The sequence below is a fragment of the Nocardioides palaemonis genome (assembly GCF_018275325.1).
Lineage (GTDB): Bacteria > Actinomycetota > Actinomycetes > Propionibacteriales > Nocardioidaceae > Nocardioides > Nocardioides palaemonis.
Genome location: NZ_JAGVQR010000003.1, coordinates 309,432 through 329,285, shown reverse-complemented (window position 1 = coordinate 329,285; position 19,854 = coordinate 309,432). Strand labels below are relative to the sequence as shown.

Sequence of the window (19,854 nt, the reverse complement as noted above, 5' to 3'; positions counted from 1 at the left end):
CATGGCGTTCCACGCCCTGCGGGTGCGCGACGTCGAGCGCCTCACCGACGACTCGGCGGCCGTCAGTTTCGACGTCCCCGACGACCTGCGCGAGGTCTTCGACTTCGCGCCGGGGGAGTCCCTGACGCTGCGCCGGGTGGTCGACGGCGTCGAGCACCGGCGCACGTACTCGATCTGCGCGCCCGCTGGCGCCGCGCCGCGCATCGGGGTCCGGGCGATCCCGGGCGGCCTGTTCTCCACGTGGCTGCTCGACGACCTGGCGCCGGGGGAGACCGTGGAGGTCGCCGAGCCGTCGGGCAGCTTCCGGGCCGACCCCAGCCAGCCCGGGCGCCACCTCTGCATCGCGGCCGGGTCCGGCATCACCCCGATGCTGTCCATCGCCGCGTCCGTCCTGGCCAACCCGGACAGCACGGTCACCCTGCTCTACGGCAACCGCGAGACCACGTCGGTGATGTTCGCCGAGGAGCTCAGCGACCTCAAGAACCTGCACGGCCCGCGCTTCGACCTCGTGCACGTGCTGTCGCGCGAGCCGCGCGACGTCGAGCTGTTCTCGGGGCGGCTCGACGCCGACCGGCTGCGCCGGCTGCTGCCGCTCAAGGTGCCGCTCGGGGCCGTCGACCACGTCTGGCTCTGCGGCCCGCTCGGGCTGGTCCAGGACGCCCGCGCCGTGCTCGAGGAGCTCGGCGTGCCGCGGGAGAAGGTCCACTTCGAGCTGTTCTTCGTCGACGAGCCGCCGCCGCAGCTGCGCCACGCGGACCGCGTCGTCGAGGGCGTCACCAGCGACGTGACGGTCGTCCTCGACGGGCGTTCCACGACGCACGCGGTGCCGCGCGACCAGACCGTGCTCGACTCCGCGCAGGCGGTCCGCAGCGACCTGCCGTTCGCCTGCAAGGGGGGCGTCTGCGGCACCTGCCGCGCCCGGGTGGTCGAGGGCGAGGTGGAGATGGTCCGCAACTACGCCCTCGAGCCCGAGGAGGTCGAGCAGCAGTTCGTGCTGACCTGCCAGACCTATCCCGTCGGCGACGCCGTCACGGTCGACTTCGATGCCTGACCCGCTCGAGCCGGCCCGCGCCATGTGGGCGGCCGACGCGGCGAGCGCGGCGCTCGGGATCCGCCTGGACGACCTCGGCCCGGGGCGCGCCCGTGTCTCGATGGTGGTGCGCGACGACATGGTCAACGGGCACGACCTGTGCCACGGCGGGCTGATCGCCACGCTCGCCGACTCGGCGTTCGCCCTGGCCTGCAACTCCCGGGGTCCGGTCACGGTGGCCGCCGGTTTCACTGTCGACTTCGTGCAGCCCGGACGGCTCGGACAGACGCTGCACGCGGAGGCCCGGGAGGTGACCCTGCGCGGGCGGTCGGGTCTCTACGACGTCACGGTGCGTGCCGACGACCCGGAGGCAGGTGAGGTCGTCGCCGAGTTCCGCGGGCGCAGCCGCTCGCTCGGACGGCCTAGCGAGCCGGGCCCGCCGGCCGACGGCTGAGGCCGTCGAAGGCGAGCGCAACGACGGCGTCGGCGAGCGCCTCGGCGTCGACCTCCTGCGTGCCGGTGTGCACCCACTCGGTCAGCGAGTTGACCGTGCCGAAGAGCAGCCGGCTGACCAGCAGGGGGTCGAGGTCATCGCGCACCGCGCCGTCGGCGGCGGCCGCGCGGACCATGTCGGCGAGCCGCTCGTCGATGGTGCGGCGCCGGGCGAGGGCGTCCTTCTGGACCGGGGTGTTGCCGTGCACGCGCAGCAGCAGGGTGACGGCCGGGAGGTGCTCGACGAGGACCGTGACGCTGCGTCGCACGGCCGCGCGCAGTCGGGTGCCGGCATCGAGGTGGTCGTCGGCGGCGACCTCGTCGAGGGCACCGATGAGGGCGTCGAGGGCCTCGTCGATCGCGGTGCGCAGCAGGTGCTCCTTGCTGGGCACGTGGTGGTAGATCGCCGACTTGGTCAGCCCCAGCTCGCGCGCGACGTCGCCGACGCTGGTCGCGTCGTAGCCCTGCCGGTTGAACAGCTCGACCGCCGTGCGGAGCACGGCCTGCTGGTCGTGTCCCGGCCGGCCGCGGCGGGTGGTGGTCCCGGGACTGCCCTCCATGGGGGACACCGTCCCACATCGGCCGCGCCGATGTGCGGAAGAGTTAACGGTGCGGGACCGGCGGGGTCTACAGTGGTGGCAGCGTCCCGCGCCGTGCCGCACTGATCACCCCGGATCCACCGGCCCGTCTGCGACGCACTCGCTCCAACCTCCACGCCGTGGTGTGCAGGTCAGCGCCGACCCGGGCTCGCCTGCGCATGACCCACTGGCGACGCGTACCCAGTCCGGGAGGACCACCTTGGCCCAGCGCCAGCGCTCACGCGGCGGACGACGCACCCCTGCGCACGCCCGCCACAAGGACAACGAGGGCATCGTGCCCGTGCTCGCCCGCGCCGTGCGCGAGCTCGAGTCGGCCGTGCAGCGAGGTCCGCTCGCCCCGGGTCAACGGGTCCGCTTCCAGGTCGTCGCGCTGCTGGTCCGCGAGCACCGCGGCGACGTCAAGGGGTCGACCGTCCTCACCGACGCGCAGAAGGCCGACGAGCTCAAGCGCCTCGACGGGATCGCGACGATCCTCGCCAAGACCGCGACCCGTGACCCGTCCCTGTTCGGCCTGCTCTCCGAGGAGGCGGTGGTCACCGACAGCGCGCGCGACCTGCGCCTGGAGATGCTGCACAAGGCCGGCATCGAGCCGGTCGTCGAGGAGCCCAAGCCCGACGACGAGTCCGGTCCCGGCCTCGGCGAGCGCCGCGTGGTGCCGCGCTCGGTCGCCCAGCACCAGCTCGCCCACCCGTTCCTGGTCCCCGACTTCGGGATCGGTCGTGAGAAGCGCAGCGTCCACGGCCGGCTCTCGACCTGGGAGCTGCTCGGCCCGCTCTTCCGCTCCTTCGAGCTCGGCGGCTCGTCCTCGTGCATGGACCTGCCCGAGCCCACCACCCTCGCCGCGCCCGGCAAGCTGGAGTTGATGCCCCACCAGGCGGCGATGATCGCCTCCGCCGCCGAGGGCCACCGCACGTTCCTGCTCGCCGACGAGCCCGGCCTCGGCAAGACCGCGCAGGCGCTGCTCGCCGCGCAGGCCGCCGACGCGTACCCCCTGCTCGTCGTGTGCCCCAACGTCGTCAAGACCAACTGGGCGCGCGAGACCGAGCGCTGGACGCCGCGTCGTCGCGCGACCGTGATCCACGGCGACGGCGACCGGGTCGACGCGTTCGCGGACGTCATCGTCGTCAACTACGAGATCCTCGACCGGCACGTCGGCTGGCTCGGCCAGTTCGGCTTCCGCGGGATGGTCGTCGACGAGGCCCACTTCATCAAGAACAAGACCTCGCAGCGCTCACGCCACGTGCTCGAGCTCTCGGAGCGGCTGCGCGCGCGCACCGCGCGCCCGCTGCTGATGGCGCTGACCGGCACGCCGCTGATCAACGACATCGAGGACTTCCGCGCGATCTGGGAGTTCCTGGGCTGGATCGACGGGACCAAGCCGATGGCGCGGCTGATGGAGAGCCTCGAGGAGACCGACCTGACCCCGGCCGACCACGCGTTCTACCCCGCCGCCCGCAAGGCCGTCATCGACATGGGCATCGTGCGTCGCCGCAAGGTCGACGTCGCGGAGGACATCCCGGCCCGCCGGATCGCCGACATCCCCGTCGAGCTCGACGACGAGGACACCCGCTCGATCCGCGCGGCCGAGGAGGACCTGGCCCGCCGGCTGGTCCAGCGCTACAAGGCGGCGCTGGAGACGCGTCGTACGGGCTCGGTCGTCGAGGGGATCGACCACGAGCTGGTGCGCCGCGTCGCGACGTGGGAGCGCGAGGAGATGGACCAGGGCACCGGCGGCGAGAACGTCTTCTCGATGTTCCGCCGGATCGGTCGCGCGAAGGCCGGCCTCGCCGCCGACTACGCCGCGCAGCTGGCCCGCAACGTCGGCAAGGTGGTCTTCTTCGCCCGCCACGTCGACGTCATGGACATCGCGGAGGACACCTTCACCCGCCGCGGCCTCAAGCACACCTCGATCCGCGGCGACCAGACGCCGAAGGCGCGCGAGAAGGCGATCGAGGCGTTCGTCAACGACCCGAGCGTCCAGGTCATCGTCTGCTCGCTGGCCGCGGCCGGCGTCGGCGTCAACCTCCAGGTCGCCTCCAACGTGGTGCTCTCCGAGCTCTCCTGGACCGACGCCGAGCAGACCCAGGCCATCGACCGGGTGCACCGCATCGGCCAGAGCGACCCGGTGACGGCCTGGCGGATCATCGCCGCGCAGACCATCGACACCCGGATCGCCGAGCTCATCGACTCCAAGGCCGGCCTCGCCGCCCGGGCTCTCGACGGCTCCGACGAGGAGGTCTCGTCGTCGGCCAACATCCAGACCGAGGCCCTGGTGGCGCTGCTCACCGACGCCCTCGAGCGCGAGCTCGGCTGACCACACCCGTTCGGCCCTTGTCCCGCCCTGCCGGGTTGGACATGCTCGTGGCATGAGTGAGGACCGCGAGACCTACCTGGACATGTCGATCGACGACGAAGACCAGCTGCAGCCCGAGGACACCCTCGACGACGGTGACCTCAACGACGTGCTGGACCGCGGCTACTCCCCGCCGGACCGCGCCCCCAAGGGCTACGACGACTACCCGACCGAGGCCGAGCGGCTCCAGGGGGAGTCGCTCGACGAGAAGCTCGCGGAGGAGGAGCCGGACGTCGACCCCTACGCGGAGGAGGACGACGACTCCGACCACGAGGACGAGAACGCCCTCGACGAGGAGCTCGGCCTCGACGAGGCCGACGCCCGCACCGGCCGCCTGGTCCAGCCCGACGAGGGGCTGGGGGAGGACATGGACAAGCAGGAGCTGGCCATCGACGTCGGCATCGACGGCGCCGGCGCCTCCGCCGAGGAGGCGGCCATGCACATCACGCGGGGGCCCGACCCGGACGCGCGCGAGGACTACTGAGCACCCTTCTGAACGGCCGCACCGGAGGTCCGGTGCGGCTGTTGGTGCATCCTCGTGTGCGGTGCTTCCCGTCGGGGCGGGACGTCATGAGTTCTCGCGGTTCGAACCGAGACTTCTCATGACGTCGCGGCGGCGGTCGTGTGGTCCGGGCGGGTGCAGCCCCGCAGCACACGTGCGGTGGAGGTGGCCCCGCCCTGACGTCGGCGAGGGCGAGAACCGCCGTGCCGGGCCGGTGGGCCAGCGTCGTACACGTGTCCGAGTTCTGGCCCTCGAGCTGCTGGGCGGAGGTCGACAACTCGGACACGTGCGCCCGAGCGGGCAGCACACGCGTCAACGTCCGGCGACACTCATGCCGACGCGCGAGCCGCCACCGCGACAGCCGGCAGCACCACGTCGTACGCCGCCCCGCTGAGGTGCAGCCCGTCGTCGACGAACGCCCGCGCGCCGAGGGGCGTGAGGAGGCGGTCGGCGTGCACGACAGCGGCGCCCGCGCCTCGGCACGCGGCGACCGCGGCGTCCCGGTAGCCGTCGATGACGGCGTTCGTCCGGTCGCCCGCCCCGGTCAGGCGCGGCGTCGTTCGTGCCGACCGACAGCACCACGACGTCGTCGACGGTGAGGGCTGCCCCGGACACCTGCGCGGGGACGTCGAGGACCGAGGCACCGCCCACCGCCGCATTGCGGACGTCGGGCCCGATCACCGGGAGGTCCCGCCGGACCCGGGCCAGGTGGCTGTCGCCCAGGAGGACGATGCGGCTGCTCACGGCTGGAGGAGGTGGGCGTGGTCGCGCACCCACCGGACCTCGCCGGCCGCCCACTCCTGGCTGCCGTCGGCGACCCAGGTGCGCTGCGGCTCGACACCGGCCTCGGCCAGCGACAGCTCCAGCGCCATCGTCGCCTCCATCCGGGTCGCCACCGTCTCCGCGACGTCGAAGTCGGGCAGCCCGCCACCGTAGGCATCGAGGAACCCGCGGATCCGCGCCGCGCGGTCAGGGACCTCGGGGAAGTGGTGCCAGGTCAGGGCCATCTCGTCGTCGCGGGTCGGCGTGAACCACTGCAGGGCGTACGCCACGTCGTCGAGGCGGGGGCCGCGGTGCAGGAAGTCCCAGTCGATCAGGCCGACGGCCTCGTCGCCGCGCCAGACCATGTTCCACGGCCCGACGTCGCCGTGGCACCAGACTGCGGGCTCACCCGAGGACGCGACGTGGGGTGCGCCGAAGACCGCGCCCGCCGGGGGCTCCCAGCCGGCCGCCGCGTCGTGGATCGCCCGCAGCAGCCGCGCCGCCGACCGCAGCCCGGCCTCGGAGTGCTGGTGCCGCCAGCCGTCGCCGCCCGACTCGCCCTCGATCTCGCGCAGCGTCTCGACGTCGCCGGCGATTCCGAGCGGCTCGGGCACGCAGGTGAGCCCCTGGTCGTGCAGGTGGCGGAGGAACGCGTGCACCGTCGGGGTCCAGGCCGACGCCGGGCGGGTCACGACACCGCCCTCGAGGTCGACGGGGCGCAGTGCCCGGCTGACGGCGTCGTCGGTGGGAGCCATGCCCGGAACGTAGTGCGTCCGGGCCGTCAGGGCACGCGAGTTCCCGCCGGGTCAGGGCTGCGGGGACCGCGGCCGGAAGGACAGCGCCCGCACGTAGCCGTTGACGCAGCGCGCGACGACGACGGCCGCGTCACCGCGCTGCAGCGCGGCGGCGACCTCAGGGCCGCTCATCGCCACCTCCGTGGCCGCGGTGACACGGACCTTGATCCGCGCCCCGAGGAACGGCTGCGGGCCGTCGGTGACGTGCACGAAGGCGCGGTAGGGCGGCTCGTAGCCGCCCTCGGGGAGCACGCCGCCGTCGACGCCCGTCCAGTCGCCCACGAGGTCGAAGGTCCCGGGTCGTCGGCACGTCGGCTCGGTGAACCAGCGGTCGGTCCAGCGTGGCAGCTCGCGGCCCACCCGGACGTAGAGCGTGCTGTCGACGACCAGGGCCAGGTCCGCCGGAAGGTCGGTCAGCACGGCCGCGCTGGCAGGGGTGTCCGGCGGAGTCGTGCCCCGCCCGGTGTCGTCGCACCACTGCAGCGCGACGTCGACCTCCTCGCCCGTGACGTCCGGGTCGCGCACCAGCCCGAGGAAGCCGACGTAGTCCATCCCGTCGTGCTGCATCCGCGCCTCGCACAGCCCGCGCGACGACGAGGTGGTGCCGTCGCCGCCGGAGGAGCCGGCGGCCGCGCAGCCCGCGAGGAGCGCCAGCGCCGCGACGAGCACCCCCGTGGTCGACCTCATCCGGCGAGTATGACGGCCTCAGGCCATCCTCCGCAGCAGCCCGACCGGCAGCCGCTTCACGATGAACCCGAGCGGCACCCACGGCCACGCCGGCACGACGGCAGACGCCTTCTCCTTCTCGATCGCGTCGACCATCGCGCGCACGCCCTTCTCGGTGGAGACCATGAGCGGCGTGCGGGCCGACGTCCCGGACATCTCGGACTCGATGTAGCCGGGGTAGAGCACGGTCACCTTGATGCCCGTGCCGTGCACGTCGGCGCGGAAGCCCTCGGCGAGGTGGGCGACCGCGGCCTTCGTGGCGGCGTACGTCGTGATGTTGCGCGGCATCCCGCGCAGCGCGGAGAACGACGACACCATCACGAGGTGGCCGTGGCCCTGCGCCCGGAAGATCGCGGCGGCGGCCTCGGTCTGGGCGAGCGCGCCGATGACGTTGGTCTCTGCGGTCTGCCGGTTGGCGTCGAACCGGCCGGTGCCGAGCGGCTGGCCCTTGCCGAGCCCGGCGTTGACCACGACCCGGTCGAGGCCGCCGAGCTCGTCGCGGAACTCGTCGAAGACCCGGAACACCGCGTCGTGGTCGGTGACGTCGAGCGCCCGCACGGCCACCCGCCGGTCAGTGTGCGCGGCGAGGATCTCGGCACGGAGCTCCTCGAGCCGGTCGGTGCGCCGGGCGCAGAGGGCGAGGTCGTGGCCGCGGTCGGCGAGCTGGCGAGCCATCTCCGCGCCGAGGCCGCTGCTCGCGCCGGTGATGAGGGTGGTGGGCATCGGGGTCCTAGCGGTAGGTGACGAGGTCGGGGGAGAGGTGGTCGTGGGCGTTGAAGGAGACGAGGGTCGTCCCGCGCTGGCCGCGCACGACGGTCGAGGTGCCGGTGTTGACCGACACCGGGTTGAGCCGCAGCCAGAGGGCCGTCCGGGCGACGGCGTCGTCGGCGAGCAGGGAAGCGCACGCCCAGGCCACCGGTCCGCCGCTGGTGAGAACGACCGCGGTGCCCGAGCGCGGGAGGTCCGAGGCGAGCCGGTCCAGCGCCGTCGAGACGCGCGAGGTGAACGCGCCGAACGACTCGTCGTAGGCGTCGTCGTGGTCGCCGGAGGTCCACCGCAGCGTGGCCTCCTCGAACCAGCGCTGGAACGCGACCTTCTCCGACTCCCCGTCCACCGTGGACGGGCGATCGTGGACGGCGAGCACCTGGAGGTGGTCGAACTCGTCCCACCCGGGGTCGACGTCGACCTCCGAGTCCCACGTCGCGCCGGCCAGCACGCCGTCGGCGGTCTGTGCGTGCCGGCGCATCCGTCCGGTGACCACGAGGTCGGGACGTACGCCGCGCGCGGCCAGGGCGCGACCGAGGACGCGGGACTGCTCGTGCCCGGTGTCCGAGAGGTTGTCGTAGTCGGCCGCGCCGAAGGACGCCTGGCCGTGGCGCACCAGCAGGATGCTGCTCACGCCGCGGTGCCCCCCACGAGCCGGTCGAGGCGCCGGCCGATCACCTGCACGGCGGGTCCGAACAGCGCGTACATCTCGTTGGTGGTCTGGCCGTGGAAGAAGCGGTAGTAGATCTGCTGGGCGATCACCGCCATCCGGAACAGCCCGAAGACCTCGTAGAAGCGCCACTGCTCGGGCGTGACGGAGCGCCCGGTGCGCTCGGCGTACGCCGCGACCAGCTCGTCGCGGGTGAGCATCCCGGGCAGGTGCGTCGGGACCCGGCGCATCAGCTGGAACTCCTCGTCGTCGTCGGCCTGCACCCAGTAGGCCAGCGAGCCCGCGAGGTCCATCAGCGGGTCGCCGAGGGTGGCCATCTCCCAGTCGAGGACGCCCACGACGCGGGTCACGTCGTCGGGGTCGAGGACCAGGTTGTCGAGCTTGTAGTCGTTGTGGATCACGCAGGTCGCCACGTCGTCGGGCTGGTGGGCGTCGAGCCACGCCATCACCTGCTCCAGGTCCGGTACGTCCTCGGTGCGGGCGTTGCGGTAGCGCGTCGACCAGCCGTCGACCTGGCGGCGGACGTAGCCGTGGCCCTTGCCGAGGTCCGAGAGGCCGGCGGCGTCCGGATCGATGCCGTGCAGCTCGGCCAGCACGTCGACGGCGTGCAGGCACAGGGCGCGGGCCTGCTCGGGCGACAGCGGGACGTCGGCCGGCCACTCGCTGCGGGGGATCACGCCCTCGATGCGGTCCATCGCGTAGAAGTCCGCGCCCATCACCTCGGGGTCGTCGCAGAAGGCGACCATCGGCGCGACGTAGTCGAAGACCGGGGCGAGGCGGGACTGGATGAGGTGCTCGCGGTGCATGTCGTGTGCGCCGCGCGCCTTGGTGCCGCGCGGGGCGCGACGCACGATCAGGTCGCGGCCGGAGGGGAAGCGCAGCAGGTAGGTCAGGTTGGAGGCGCCGCCGGTGAACTGCCGCACCTCGGGCTCGCCGTCGAGCCCGGTGGCGTCGTCGGCGTGCGTGCGGATCCACTCCGCGACGCGTGCCACGTCGAACGCGTCCTCCTCGCGCACCTCGCGGGCGCCCGGCACGGCCGTCACCGCGCACCCCCGAGGGCGTCGAGCTTGGCTGCCTGGTCGCGCATCACCGCGTCGTAGCCGTGCCGGTCGGCCCACTTGAGGCGGAAGGCCTGACGAGCCGCCTCGTCGGGGACGATCACCTGCTCGCCCGCGTCGATCCCCGCGAGCACCGCTGCGGCGATCTCCTCCGCGGTGACCCGCGAGCGCTCGACCAGCTGGCCGACGACCTGGCCGACGACGTCGTCGGAGCCCTGCATCGAGTCCATCAGGTTCGTCCGGAAGTAGGACGGGCAGACCACGCTGGCGCGGATCCCGTAGGAGGCGAGCTCGTGGCCGCAGGTCTCGGTGAAGGCGACGACCGCGGCCTTCACCGCGTTGTAGGAGGCCATCCCGGCGGGGTGCACCAGCCCGGCGAGGGAGGCGACGTTGACGAGGTGGCCCGATCGCTGGTCCTTCAGCATCGGCACGAACGCCCGCGTCCCGCGCACCGCGCCGAACAGGTTGATGTCGGTGATCCACTGCCACTCCTCGAGCGTGCAGACGTCGACCCGTCCGCCGCCCGCGACCCCGGCGTTGTTGACCAGCACGTCCAGGCCGCCCCAGCGCTCGCGGACGGCGGCGACCGCGGCCTGCCAGTCGGCGTCGGAGGTGATGTCGAGGGGGTGGAGTGGTTTCAAGGCTCGCTCCGCTCGCTCCTCAACCACCGACGGAAGGTCGGTGGCCAGCACCTCGTCGCCGCGCTCGCGGAACGCCGCGGTCAGCGCGGCACCGAGCCCGGAGGCCGCCCCGGTGACCAGGACCCGGCGGCCGGTCACGCGTGCTTCCCGAGCTCGATCTTGGCGACCACGTTGCGGTGCACCTCATCGGGCCCGTCGGCCAGCCGCAGCGTGCGGGCGCCGACCCATGCGTTGGCGAGCGGGAAGTCGTCGGAGACGCCGGCACCGCCGTGCAGCTGGATCGCGGTGTCGATGACGTCGAGCGCCATGTTCGGGACCTCGACCTTGATCTCGCTCACCGCGGAGTACGCCTCGCGGCTCATGCCCTGGTCGAGCAGCCACGCGGCGTGCATCACCAGCAGCCGGGAGCGGTTGATCGCGATCCGGGCGTCCGCGATCCGCTCCCGGTTGCCGCCGAGGTTCGCGATCGGCTTGCCGAACGCGGTGCGCGAGACGGCGCGCGCGCAGCCGAGCTCGAGCGCGCGCTCGGCGAGCCCGATGGCGCGCATGCAGTGGTGCACCCGACCGGGGCCGAGGCGGCCCTGGGCGATCTCGAAGGCGCGGCCCGGGCCGAGCAGGATGTTGGACGCGGGCACCCGCACGTCGTCGAAGGACACCTCGCCGTGGCCGAGCGGCTCGTCGTAGTAGCCCATCGTGGTGAGCATCCGCTCGACCGTCACGCCGGGGGCGTCGCGGGGGACCAGCACCATCGTGTGCCGCGAGTGCCGGTCGGCGTCGGGGTCGGAGAGCCCCATGAACACCAGGACCTTGCAGTCGGGGTTGCCGACGCCGGTCGACCACCACTTGCGACCGTTGATGACGACCTCGTCGCCCTCGAGGCGGGCGGTCGCAGCCATGTTGGTGGCGTCGGAGGAGGCCACGTCCGGCTCGGTCATGCAGAACGCGCTGCGGATCTCCGCGCGGAGCAGGGGCTCGAGCCACTGCGCCTTCTGCTCCTCGGTCCCGTAGCGCAGCAGCACCTCCATGTTGCCCGTGTCGGGGGCGTTGGAGTTGAAGACCAGGGGAGCGAGGAAGGAGCGACCCATCGCCTCGGCGACCGGCGCGTAGTCGACGTTGCTCAGCCCCTCGCCGCCGTCGGTGCCGAAGTCGGCGGCGTAGCGACCGGCGTGCTCGGCCGGCAGGAAGAGGTTCCACAGGCCCTGGGCGCGCGCCTTCGCCTGCAGCTCGGCGATGACCGGGTCGGGGGTCCAGTGGTCACCGCCGGACTCGCGCAGCCGGGTGGTGCGGGCGTGCACCTCGGCCTCGACCGGCTCGACCTCGTCGGTGACGAACGTGCGCACGCGGGCCTGGAGGTCGGCGGCGCGGGGGGAGAGCGAGAAGTCCATGCGATTGACCTTCGCACACTGTTGAGCAATGCTCAACAGTGTGTCCGATCCCGAGGTCCCCGTCCGGCGCCGCCTGACGGCCGACGACCGGCGTCGACAGCTGGTCGGCATCGGGCTGGCGATGATCGTGGAGAAGCCGATCCAGGACCTGTCGCTCGACGACGTCGCCGCGGAGGCCGGCATCTCGCGCGGGCTGCTGTTCCACTACTTCGCGACCAAGACCGACTTCTACCTCGCGTGCGTCGCCGCGGCCGGGCGCCGGATGCTGCGCAACACCGCGCCCGACCCCGCGCTGCCCGGCGCGGAGCAGGCGGTCGAGACGACCCGCCTGATGGTGGAGCAGATCGAGCGCCGACGCGGGTTCTACCTCGCGCTGGTGCACGGGCACGCCGTCGCCGACCCGCGCGTCGGCGAGGTGATGGACTCGGTGCGCGACGGCAGCACCGACCGGGTGGTCGCGGCGCTCGACGTGCCGGCGCGGCAGCGCGACGTCGTGCGCGCGTGGTGGGCCTACACGGAGGACCGGGCGCTCACCTGGTCGGCAGTGCCGACCGGCGAGCGCCCGGTCCCGTTGTCCGTGCTGGTCGAGGAGTGCGTCGCCGCGCTCCACGCCCTGCTGGCGATCAGTCCGTGATCAGTGCTTCGTGACCCGACCGGTCACGGAGAACCTCATCTTGTCGTCGAGCGGGATGCCCCGGCACGACAGGGTGGTCCCCTTGTTGCAGCGGTAGCGGGTCGAGGCGTTGACCAGCGTCACGGTGACCATGACGACCTTCTTGCTGTTGAAGCTCACCTTCTTGCGGCCGTCACCGTTGTGGTTGAGCCTGACCTGCTTGACCTGGCGCTTGCCGTTGGCGAGGTGCACGACCACCACTGCCGCCGGCGAGGTGCGTCGCGCCGGGCCGTTGACCGAGACCGCGAGCTTCCACTTCTTGCCGTTGAGCTTCTTCGGGACGTAGCCGTAGCTGGTGGACGCCAGGTGGAAGATCTTGGTCGAGAACCGCTTGGACCGCTTCTTCTTGGTCAGCACCTTCCCGGCGAAGCGCGGGTACGCGTACTCGGCGCCCTCGGGGAAGTTGGCGGCCGGCGTCAGGTTGCCCGCGGCGAAGCGTGCGAAGTTCTTGGTGAACCCGCCCTTCTTCCGCAGGATCTTCTGCAGGGTCTGGATGCTGTTCTTGCCGCCGTCCTTCTTCAGGGAGCCGGCCTCCTGCCAGGCCTTCCTGACGATCTTGTTGCCGTACGTGGTCGAGAGGTACTCCCACCAGATCCACGTGCCGTACTGGAACGTCGCCGACTGGCTGAAGTAGTCGAGGGGAGCCGTGGGCACCAGGAGCGGGCTGGTCGCGAGGTACTGGCGGTTGTCGTTGACGTCCGTCGCGATGCGCTCCTCCATCCACGTCGCGGTGGACTCCATCATCCAGACGTCCTCGGCGTAGTCGTAGGCGTACTGGATGGCGTGGAAGAACTCGTGGGCGGCCGTGACGAGCTGGTTCGCCGCCGGGGTGGCGCTCGGGAACTCGGCCGTCGAGAAGTCGTTGTCGAGCGCGCAGTAGGCGGACGCCGTCCGCTTCGCGACGCGCGTCTCGGGCGCGCAGTAGCCGTAGATGCCCTGCGAGCCGAGGTTCTTGAGGTAGACGTCGAACTGGGGGCCGCCGCCTCGCGCGCCGTCGGTGAGCGGGGCGCGGTAGCCCAGGCTGTCGACCTCCTGGGTCCACACCTGGTCCATGACCGCGAGGGTCTGGTTGACCCACTCGACCGAGGGCGGCGCGTCCGGGCCGTTCGGCACGTAGTGGATGCACAGGCGTGCGTTGCAGACGGGCTGGGCCTCCGGGACCGTGTAGGGGCCTCCGGGGTCCCCGCTGGAGCCGTCGGTCGGGCGGGCGAGGAGGGCGTCGGCGCGCCGCCGCTGGGCGCCCGTGAGGGAGTCGCGCTTCATGAACAGGTCACGGAGGGCCAGGGTCGCGGAGGGGTCCCCGGCGCGGGCGTTGCCCTTGACGACGCGCAGCGCCGTGGACAGGGCACCGGCCGGCGTCAGCTCGGGGACCTCGGTGAGCCCGCTGCCGGTCGTCAGGCCGGGGTCGAACGAGAAGGTGGTCCGGGGCGAGACGTCGCTGGGCGACGCCGAGGGGTCGACCGAGAACGTGTCGCCCCGCCTCGCGGTGTCCGCGGCGACGGCAGGCGCGGACAGCGCAGCGCCACCCAGGAGTGCGACGGCGACAGCGGCGGTGATGGTTCTGCGCATGTTTCCCCTCATGGTTGTCATCTCGCGTCAGACCCTAACGCAGCAGGTCGTCCCCGGTACGCCTAGAGATCGGCGATGTGCTCGATGATCGCGGTGGTCGAGATCGCGGGCGTCCGCTCGAGGTAGACCACCTCGCAGACGTCGCCGAACTCGTCGAACTTCCCGGCCCAGTCGTCGCCCATCACGAGCACGTCGGCGCCGTGCTGGAGGATGTAGTCGCGCTTCTGCTCCAGGCTCTCCTCGACGAAGACGTCGTCGACGACCTTGAGGGCGCCGACGATGGCGAGCCGCTCCTTCTCGCTGAACACCGGGACCCGGCCCTTCTTGCGCTCGTTGAGGGCGTCGGCGGAGACGCCGACGACCAGTCGGTCGCCCAGGGCCGCGGCCCGTTCGAGCACGCGGAGGTGCCCGACGTGGAACACGTCGAACGTCCCGAAGGTGATCACGGTGCGAGGCATGCGGCGCATTCTGGCACGCGTCCCGCCCGGTGGCTTCCGAGCGTGGGCCGGTCACGGGGCGTGGGGGAGGATGGCCCGCATGACCGCCAGCCCGACCACCGCTCCCGCGAGCCGCCCCGGTCCCGTCCCGCTCATCACCCCGGACCCCGGCGCCGACGAGGCACGTCGGCGCGGCCTGCGGCAGATGCGCACCCTCGCGGTCGGGCTGCTGGTGCTCGCGGCGTGCGTCTACGTCGCCACGCTCGGCCGCGACGGCTTCTGGGGCTTCGTCAACGCCGGGGCCGAGGCGTCCATGGTGGGCGCGATCGCCGACTGGTTCGCGGTGACGGCCCTCTTCAAGCACCCGCTGGGGCTGCCGATCCCGCACACCGCGCTGGTGCCGCGGCGCAAGGACGAGCTCGGCAAGGGCCTCGAGGAGTTCGTGGGGGAGAACTTCCTGCAGGAGGAGATCATCCGCGAGCGGATCGCGGCGGCCACCATCTCGGCCCGCGTCGGCGACTGGCTCTCCGACCCCGCGAACGCGCGCCGGGTGGTCGACGAGGCGTCCGACGTCGCCGCGATCGCGCTCGGCAAGGTCCGCGACGAGCACGTCGCCGACCTCGTCACCCACGCCCTGGTGCCGCGGTTCCGCGAGGAGCCGATCTCGCCGCTGCTCGGCACGATGCTGATGGAGGTGCTGCGCGACGACCTGCACCACGGCCTGGTCGACCTCGCGCTGGACGAGATGCACCGGTGGCTCCTGGAGAACCCCGACACCTTCTCCAGCGTGCTGGAGGAGCGGGCGCCGTGGTGGGCACCGCCCAAGCTCAACGACGCGGTCACCTCGCGCCTGCACGTCCAGGCGCTCGCGTGGCTCGAGGACATCCGCGACGACCCGCACCACCGGGCCCGCGAGGCCCTCGACTCGATGCTCGGCCAGCTCGCCACCGACCTGCTGCACGACGACGAGACCCGCGCGCGCGCCGAGGCGCTCAAGGACCGGCTGCTCGACCACCCGCAGGTGGTCGCCACGGCCATCTCGCTGTGGAAGGCGATGCGCGCGGCGCTGCTCGCCTCGGTCCGCGACCGCGACGGCGCGGTGCGCCAGCGGCTGCTCGCCGAGCTCACCGCGTTCTCCGCCCGCCTGCGCGACGACCCCGCGCTGCGCGAGCGGCTCGACCGGTACGCCGCCGACAGCGCGGTGTTCCTCGTGGGGCGCTACGGCGCGGAGCTGACCACCGTCATCACCCACACCATCGAGCGGTGGGACGGCAAGGAGGCGGCCCGCCGCATCGAGCTGCACGTCGGGCGCGACCTGCAGTTCATCCGGATCAACGGCACGATCGTGGGCGGTCTGGTGGGCGTGCTGATCCACGCGCTGAGCCTGCTGGTTCACTGATCCCATGGCCCCCTCCGCCCCCGAGCCCATCGACGTACCGATCCGCGACGAGTCCATCCGGCTCGGGCAGTTCCTCAAGCTGGCCAACCTCGTGGAGACCGGCGCGGAGGCCAAGCCGGTGATCGCCGACGGCGCGGTGCAGGTCAACGGGGAGGTCGAGACGCGGCGGGGCCGCCAGCTCGCCCCCGGTGACGTGGTCACGCTCGGCGGGCTGGCGGCCCGGGTCGCCACCGGGGAGGTCGAGGTCGACGTCCCCTGGTGACAGGGTCTACTTCACCTCGCGGTTCAGCACCCGCCAGGTGCCGACCGCCAGCGGCAGCAGCACCCAGGCGGCGACGCCGGTGGCGAGCTGCGCCCAGTCCTGGCCGCCCATCTCGCCGGCGAACAGCGGGACGGTGACGCGGTCGAGGTTGAGCCAGGCGCCGGCGTCCTCGAGGCTGCTGACCAGCGTCGTCGCGATGCTCCAGACGCTCGGCAGCACCAGCACGGCCACGATGGCGATCGGGGTGTTGAGGAACAGCAGGCCGAACGCCACGCCCTGCAGGACGTAGAGCATCAGCGCGAGGGTGATGCCCCCGGCCGCCGCGAGGGGGAGGTCCCACTCGCCGGTGCCGGCGACGACGTTGACCAGCGCGGAGGCGACGAACGCGAACGCGAGCACGACGGCCGCGAAGGCCAGGCTGGCGAGCGCCTTGGCCAGCACGACGCGGCCGCGCCGCGGCTCCAGGGTGAAGGTGACCAGGCCGGTGCGCTGCGACCACTCCGCGGTCGCCGCCATCACGCCGAGGATCGGCAGGACCATCGCCATCGGGAGCGTCGCGAGCTGGAGCAGGCCGCTGAACGACGAGTCGTCGGCCGAGCCCCAGATGACGACCGCGACCAGGATGATCGCGGCGATCGCGGTCATGGCGACGATCATCCAGAAGCCGGCGCGGGTGTCGACCATCTTGCGGAGCTCGGCGCGCAGCGTGCGGCCGAACGGCACGCCCGGGCGGCCCTCGAGGGCGGTCGGAGCCGGCTGGCCGGCGGACGTGCCGCCGACGGCGGGTGCGGTGGTGGTGTCGAGGTCGGTGCTCATGCTGCGTCTCCTTCGCGTGAGGTGGCGGCCGTGAGGCCCAGGAACATCTCCTCGAGGCCCTCCGAGCCGCCGGAGCGCAGCTCGAGGAGCACGACCTGCTCGGCGGCCGCGATCTTGCCGACCACGGCGGCCTCGGCGTCGACCACCAGGCCGTTGCCGGTCCGGGTGTACGCCACCCCGGCCTGGTCGAGGAGGCCCGCGAGGCGGGCGTCGTCGGTGGAGTGGACGGAGGTGCCGCCCTTGCTCAGCAGTTCCTCCTTCGAGCCCATCGCCACGATCCGGCCGCGGCCGATCATGACCAGGTCGTCGGCGACGATCTGGACCTCGTGGAGCAGGTGGCTCGACAGCAGCACGGTGCCGCCGCCGTCGGCGAAGGTGCGCAGGAGCCCGCGCATCCAGTGGATGCCCTGCGGGTCGAGGCCGTTGGCCGGCTCGTCCAGGATCAGCACCTGCGGCTCGCCGAGCAGCGCCGCGGCCAGGCCGAGACGCTGGCGCATGCCGAGGGAGTAGTTGCGGACCCGGCGACCGGCCTCCTCGTCGGTCAGGCCGACGAGGGACAGCACCTCGTCGACGCGCTGCTTGCCGACGCCGACCGACACGGCCGCCACCCGCAGGACCTCGCGGCCGGTGCGGCCGGGGTGCTGGGCCGAGGCGTCGAGCATGACGCCGACCTGGCGGCCCGGGTTGTGCAGCTCGCGGTAGGGCTGGCCCAGGATGGTGGAGCGCCCGGAGGTGGCCGGGGTGAGCCCGGTCATCATCCGCATCGCGGTGGACTTGCCGGCGCCGTTGGGTCCGAGGAACCCGACGACGCTGCCGGGGCGCACCTCGAACGAGATGCCGTCCACGGCGGTGAACCCGCCGTAGCGCTTGGTGAGGTTCTCGACTGTGATCATGGCTCCAGCGTGGTCGACCGCGCGGTCCCGGGGCATCGGGCGCAGGGGTCGTCGGGGTCCGACCTCGGTATCGGCCGGGTGGCCGGGGCAATACCCGGGTCGGACGTCGGACGGTCCAGCCGGGCCCTACGCTCGGGGCATGGCGCGCCGACCGGAGGACCCCGCGCCCCGGGTGGGTCGCTGGGGGTCGGTCTGGCGCTACGCGCTGGCGCTCGCGATCAGCGCGCTGGTGTGGGCGGCGCCGCTGGCCAGCGCGACCGAGCGGGCCCCGGACGCCGCGATGACGTGGTTCCTGTGGGGCGACCCGGCCGTGGGGCTGCTGTCGTTCGTGCTGGTGCGCTGGCGCCACCGGCACCCGGCGGCGATCTCCCTGCTGCTGACGGCCTTCGGGTGCGTCTCCGCCTCGAGCGCCGGCCCGGCGTCGTGGGTCGTGGGGTCGCTGGCCTCGCACCGCCGGTGGCGGCTGCTGGCGCTGGTCCTGCCGCTGAGCATCCTGTCCGGGGTCGTGCAGGAGCGCGTGGGGATCTCCGAGGACGCGTTGCCGCTCTGGGTGGCGGTGGTCTTCGGCGTGCTGGTCAACGGCATCCTGCTCGCCACCGGCTACGCGATGGGCTCCCAGCGCCAGCTGGTCGAGTCCTACCGCGACCGGGCCCTCACCGCCGAGCGCGAGCAGCAGGCCCGGGTGGCCCAGGCGCAGGCCGCCGAGCGCACCAGGATCGCGCGGGAGATGCACGACGTGCTGGCCCACCGGATCTCGCTGGTCGCGATGAACGCCGGCACCCTGAGCTATCGCACCGACCTCTCGGCCGAGGAGCAGGCGACGGCCGCGCGCTCGATCGAGGAGAACGCCCACCGCGCGCTGTCCGACCTGCGCGCGGTGCTCGGCGTGCTGCGCGACCCGACCCGTCCCACCGACGGCGTGCCGGAGCGGCCGCAGCCGGGCATCGAGGCCGTCGCCGGACTGGTGGCCGAGGAGGCCGACGGGGGGATGCGCGTACGCCTCACCGACCGGGTCGAGGGCGAGGTGCCGGCCGCGACCGGTCGCACGGCCTACCGGATCGTGCAGGAGGCCCTCACCAACGTGCGCAAGCACGCCGCGGGGACCACCGTGACGGTCGACCTCGAGGGCGCGCCGGCCGACGGGCTCACCGTCTCGGTGCGCAACGCGGCACCGGTCGCCCGGCCACGCGGGCCGGCCCTGCCCGCGTCCGGCCTGGGGCTGATCGGGCTCGCCGAGCGGGCCGCCCTGGCCGGCGGCCGGATCAGCCACGGCACGGAGCCCACCGGCGGGTACGCCGTGCGGGCATGGATACCGTGGGACTCGTGAGCGGCACCTCGGGACACCCGGCCACGGGAGACGCCACCGCGCAGATCTCGCTCGCGGTCGTCGACGACGACCCGATGGTGCGCGCCGCGCTGGGGATGATGCTCGGCGGCGGGTCGGGGATCCGGGTCGTGGCCGAGGCGGGCGACGGCGAGGAGGCGCTCACGGTCGTGCCGGCCTCGGGTGCCGACGTGGTGCTGATGGACATCCGGATGCCGGTGCGCGACGGGCTCAGCGCCACCGAGGAGCTGCTGCGCGCCCACCCGGACCTGAAGGTCATCGTGCTGACGACGTTCGACACCGACGACATGGTCCTTCGGGCGCTGCGCACGGGCGCGGCGGGCTTCCTGCTCAAGGACACACCGCCGGCGCGGCTGGTCGAGGCGATCCGGACGGTGGCGTCCGGGCAGCCGATGCTGTCGCCGAGCGTGACCGCCCAGCTGATCGCGGCGGTGACGCGGTCCGAGCCGGAGGGCCGGGTGCGCGACCGGGCCCAGGAGGCGCAGGAGGCGCTGGCCGTGCTCACCGAGCGCGAGCGCGAGGTGGCGGGCGGCGTGGCCCGCGGGCTGAGCAACGCCGAGATCGCGGCGGAGCTCTACATGGGCGTGCCGACGGTGAAGACCCACGTCGGGCGGTTGTTCACCAAGCTGGGCGTCGAGAACCGGGTGCAGGTCGCGATCCTGGTGCACGACGCCCAGCAGTGA

At 72.9% G+C, this 19,854-nt stretch carries 22 protein-coding genes; 9 read left to right on the top strand and 13 right to left on the bottom strand.

Features of this window, described 5'->3' with window-relative positions:
• Nucleotide 1: 1 nt before the first annotated feature.
• Together paaE and paaI are read left to right on the top strand one after the other, a co-directional pair.
• Nucleotides 2–1,051, top strand: coding sequence for a 1,2-phenylacetyl-CoA epoxidase subunit PaaE (gene paaE, locus KDN32_RS13920; protein ID WP_211732848.1), 1,050 nt, complete (start codon nucleotides 2–4; stop codon nucleotides 1,049–1,051).
• Nucleotides 1,044–1,484 (top strand): hydroxyphenylacetyl-CoA thioesterase PaaI, encoded by a 441-nt coding sequence (paaI, locus tag KDN32_RS13915; protein WP_211732847.1) that lies wholly within the window; start codon nucleotides 1,044–1,046, stop codon nucleotides 1,482–1,484. The genes paaE and paaI overlap by 8 nt, the downstream gene beginning before the upstream one ends.
• Here the strand turns inward: paaI and KDN32_RS13910 are convergent.
• Entirely contained in the window at nucleotides 1,453–2,082 is a 630-nt protein-coding gene (locus KDN32_RS13910) for a TetR/AcrR family transcriptional regulator (protein ID WP_211732846.1), read from the bottom strand. The two genes, paaI and KDN32_RS13910, sit on opposite strands and share 32 nt — an antisense overlap.
• Before the next feature lie 238 nt (nucleotides 2,083–2,320).
• Between KDN32_RS13910 and KDN32_RS13905 the strand changes: the two genes are divergently transcribed.
• Both KDN32_RS13905 and KDN32_RS13900 read left to right on the top strand, forming a co-directional pair.
• Nucleotides 2,321–4,435 (top strand): DEAD/DEAH box helicase, encoded by a 2,115-nt coding sequence (locus KDN32_RS13905; RefSeq protein ID WP_249217057.1) that lies wholly within the window; start codon nucleotides 2,321–2,323, stop codon nucleotides 4,433–4,435.
• Between the two features lie 52 nt (nucleotides 4,436–4,487).
• Nucleotides 4,488–4,958 carry a DUF5709 domain-containing protein gene (locus KDN32_RS13900; RefSeq protein ID WP_211732844.1) on the top strand — a complete coding sequence of 157 codons (471 nt, stop codon included), beginning with the start codon at nucleotides 4,488–4,490 and terminating at the stop codon, nucleotides 4,956–4,958.
• Between the two features lie 347 nt (nucleotides 4,959–5,305).
• Here KDN32_RS13900 and KDN32_RS22945 read toward each other — a convergent pair whose 3' ends face one another.
• From KDN32_RS22945 to KDN32_RS13865, 8 genes are all read right to left on the bottom strand, one after another.
• Nucleotides 5,306–5,434, bottom strand: coding sequence for a hypothetical protein (locus tag KDN32_RS22945; protein ID WP_283093537.1), 129 nt, complete (start codon nucleotides 5,432–5,434; stop codon nucleotides 5,306–5,308).
• A 282-nt stretch (nucleotides 5,435–5,716) separates the two neighbouring features.
• Nucleotides 5,717–6,493, bottom strand: a complete 777-nt coding sequence (locus KDN32_RS13895) for a phosphotransferase enzyme family protein (RefSeq protein WP_211732843.1) — start codon at nucleotides 6,491–6,493, stop codon at nucleotides 5,717–5,719.
• Between the two features lie 51 nt (nucleotides 6,494–6,544).
• Nucleotides 6,545–7,219 (bottom strand): hypothetical protein, encoded by a 675-nt coding sequence (locus KDN32_RS13890; RefSeq protein WP_211732842.1) that lies wholly within the window; start codon nucleotides 7,217–7,219, stop codon nucleotides 6,545–6,547.
• Between the two features lie 18 nt (nucleotides 7,220–7,237).
• Nucleotides 7,238–7,981 (bottom strand): SDR family oxidoreductase, encoded by a 744-nt coding sequence (locus KDN32_RS13885; protein WP_211732841.1) that lies wholly within the window; start codon nucleotides 7,979–7,981, stop codon nucleotides 7,238–7,240.
• A gap of 7 nt (nucleotides 7,982–7,988) precedes the next feature.
• Nucleotides 7,989–8,657: a histidine phosphatase family protein gene (locus KDN32_RS13880; RefSeq protein WP_211732840.1), complete on the bottom strand. Its 669-nt coding sequence runs from the start codon at nucleotides 8,655–8,657 to the stop codon at nucleotides 7,989–7,991.
• Nucleotides 8,654–9,736 (bottom strand): phosphotransferase family protein, encoded by a 1,083-nt coding sequence (locus KDN32_RS13875; RefSeq protein ID WP_211732839.1) that lies wholly within the window; start codon nucleotides 9,734–9,736, stop codon nucleotides 8,654–8,656. The genes KDN32_RS13880 and KDN32_RS13875 overlap by 4 nt, the downstream gene beginning before the upstream one ends.
• Nucleotides 9,733–10,530, bottom strand: coding sequence for an SDR family NAD(P)-dependent oxidoreductase (locus KDN32_RS13870; RefSeq protein ID WP_211732838.1), 798 nt, complete (start codon nucleotides 10,528–10,530; stop codon nucleotides 9,733–9,735). The genes KDN32_RS13875 and KDN32_RS13870 overlap by 4 nt, the downstream gene beginning before the upstream one ends.
• The gene (locus KDN32_RS13865; RefSeq protein WP_211732837.1) at nucleotides 10,527–11,777 is read right to left on the bottom strand and encodes an acyl-CoA dehydrogenase family protein; all 1,251 of its coding nucleotides are present in this window, start codon (nucleotides 11,775–11,777) and stop codon (nucleotides 10,527–10,529) included. The genes KDN32_RS13870 and KDN32_RS13865 overlap by 4 nt, the downstream gene beginning before the upstream one ends.
• A 40-nt stretch (nucleotides 11,778–11,817) precedes the next feature.
• On the opposite strand from KDN32_RS13865, the gene KDN32_RS13860 reads away from it, so the two are divergent.
• Entirely contained in the window at nucleotides 11,818–12,411 is a 594-nt protein-coding gene (locus KDN32_RS13860) for a TetR/AcrR family transcriptional regulator (protein ID WP_307854089.1), read from the top strand.
• On the opposite strand, the gene KDN32_RS13855 is transcribed toward KDN32_RS13860, so the two are convergent.
• Together KDN32_RS13855 and KDN32_RS13850 are read right to left on the bottom strand one after the other, a co-directional pair.
• Nucleotides 12,412–14,019 (bottom strand): MXAN_6640 family putative metalloprotease, encoded by a 1,608-nt coding sequence (locus KDN32_RS13855; protein ID WP_211732836.1) that lies wholly within the window; start codon nucleotides 14,017–14,019, stop codon nucleotides 12,412–12,414.
• A 62-nt stretch (nucleotides 14,020–14,081) separates the two neighbouring features.
• The gene (locus KDN32_RS13850) at nucleotides 14,082–14,477 is read right to left on the bottom strand and encodes an FAD synthase family protein (RefSeq protein ID WP_211732835.1); all 396 of its coding nucleotides are present in this window, start codon (nucleotides 14,475–14,477) and stop codon (nucleotides 14,082–14,084) included.
• 79 nt (nucleotides 14,478–14,556) lie between these two features.
• Between KDN32_RS13850 and KDN32_RS13845 the strand changes: the two genes are divergently transcribed.
• A complete protein-coding gene (locus KDN32_RS13845) occupies nucleotides 14,557–15,855 on the top strand; it encodes a DUF445 domain-containing protein (protein ID WP_211732834.1) in 1,299 nt (432 codons plus the stop codon).
• Between the two features lie 4 nt (nucleotides 15,856–15,859).
• The gene (locus KDN32_RS13840; protein ID WP_211732833.1) at nucleotides 15,860–16,117 is read left to right on the top strand and encodes an RNA-binding S4 domain-containing protein; all 258 of its coding nucleotides are present in this window, start codon (nucleotides 15,860–15,862) and stop codon (nucleotides 16,115–16,117) included.
• Between the two features lie 6 nt (nucleotides 16,118–16,123).
• Here KDN32_RS13840 and KDN32_RS13835 read toward each other — a convergent pair whose 3' ends face one another.
• Nucleotides 16,124–16,933 carry an ABC transporter permease gene (locus KDN32_RS13835; RefSeq protein ID WP_211732832.1) on the bottom strand — a complete coding sequence of 270 codons (810 nt, stop codon included), beginning with the start codon at nucleotides 16,931–16,933 and terminating at the stop codon, nucleotides 16,124–16,126.
• Nucleotides 16,930–17,826 carry an ABC transporter ATP-binding protein gene (locus KDN32_RS13830; RefSeq protein WP_211732831.1) on the bottom strand — a complete coding sequence of 299 codons (897 nt, stop codon included), beginning with the start codon at nucleotides 17,824–17,826 and terminating at the stop codon, nucleotides 16,930–16,932. Before KDN32_RS13830 ends, KDN32_RS13835 begins: the two co-directional genes overlap by 4 nt.
• A gap of 139 nt (nucleotides 17,827–17,965) precedes the next feature.
• On the opposite strand from KDN32_RS13830, the gene KDN32_RS13825 reads away from it, so the two are divergent.
• Both KDN32_RS13825 and KDN32_RS13820 read left to right on the top strand, forming a co-directional pair.
• Nucleotides 17,966–19,153, top strand: coding sequence for a sensor histidine kinase (locus KDN32_RS13825; RefSeq protein WP_211732830.1), 1,188 nt, complete (start codon nucleotides 17,966–17,968; stop codon nucleotides 19,151–19,153).
• Entirely contained in the window at nucleotides 19,150–19,854 is a 705-nt protein-coding gene (locus KDN32_RS13820) for a response regulator transcription factor (RefSeq protein ID WP_307854086.1), read from the top strand. Before KDN32_RS13825 ends, KDN32_RS13820 begins: the two co-directional genes overlap by 4 nt.

Coding starts and splice junctions, on each gene's coding strand:
- paaE (WP_211732848.1), top strand. CDS start 2: ATGGCGTTCCACGCCCTGCGGGTGCGCGACGTCGAGCGCCTCACCGAC.
- paaI (WP_211732847.1), top strand. CDS start 1,044: ATGCCTGACCCGCTCGAGCCGGCCCGCGCCATGTGGGCGGCCGACGCG.
- KDN32_RS13910 (WP_211732846.1), bottom strand. CDS start 2,082: ATGGAGGGCAGTCCCGGGACCACCACCCGCCGCGGCCGGCCGGGACAC.
- KDN32_RS13900 (WP_211732844.1), top strand. CDS start 4,488: ATGAGTGAGGACCGCGAGACCTACCTGGACATGTCGATCGACGACGAA.
- KDN32_RS13895 (WP_211732843.1), bottom strand. CDS start 6,493: ATGGCTCCCACCGACGACGCCGTCAGCCGGGCACTGCGCCCCGTCGAC.
- KDN32_RS13890 (WP_211732842.1), bottom strand. CDS start 7,219: ATGAGGTCGACCACGGGGGTGCTCGTCGCGGCGCTGGCGCTCCTCGCG.
- KDN32_RS13885 (WP_211732841.1), bottom strand. CDS start 7,981: ATGCCCACCACCCTCATCACCGGCGCGAGCAGCGGCCTCGGCGCGGAG.
- KDN32_RS13865 (WP_211732837.1), bottom strand. CDS start 11,777: ATGGACTTCTCGCTCTCCCCCCGCGCCGCCGACCTCCAGGCCCGCGTG.
- KDN32_RS13855 (WP_211732836.1), bottom strand. CDS start 14,019: ATGCGCAGAACCATCACCGCCGCTGTCGCCGTCGCACTCCTGGGTGGC.
- KDN32_RS13850 (WP_211732835.1), bottom strand. CDS start 14,477: ATGCCTCGCACCGTGATCACCTTCGGGACGTTCGACGTGTTCCACGTC.
- KDN32_RS13845 (WP_211732834.1), top strand. CDS start 14,557: ATGACCGCCAGCCCGACCACCGCTCCCGCGAGCCGCCCCGGTCCCGTC.
- KDN32_RS13840 (WP_211732833.1), top strand. CDS start 15,860: ATGGCCCCCTCCGCCCCCGAGCCCATCGACGTACCGATCCGCGACGAG.
- KDN32_RS13835 (WP_211732832.1), bottom strand. CDS start 16,933: ATGAGCACCGACCTCGACACCACCACCGCACCCGCCGTCGGCGGCACG.
- KDN32_RS13830 (WP_211732831.1), bottom strand. CDS start 17,826: ATGATCACAGTCGAGAACCTCACCAAGCGCTACGGCGGGTTCACCGCC.
- KDN32_RS13825 (WP_211732830.1), top strand. CDS start 17,966: ATGGCGCGCCGACCGGAGGACCCCGCGCCCCGGGTGGGTCGCTGGGGG.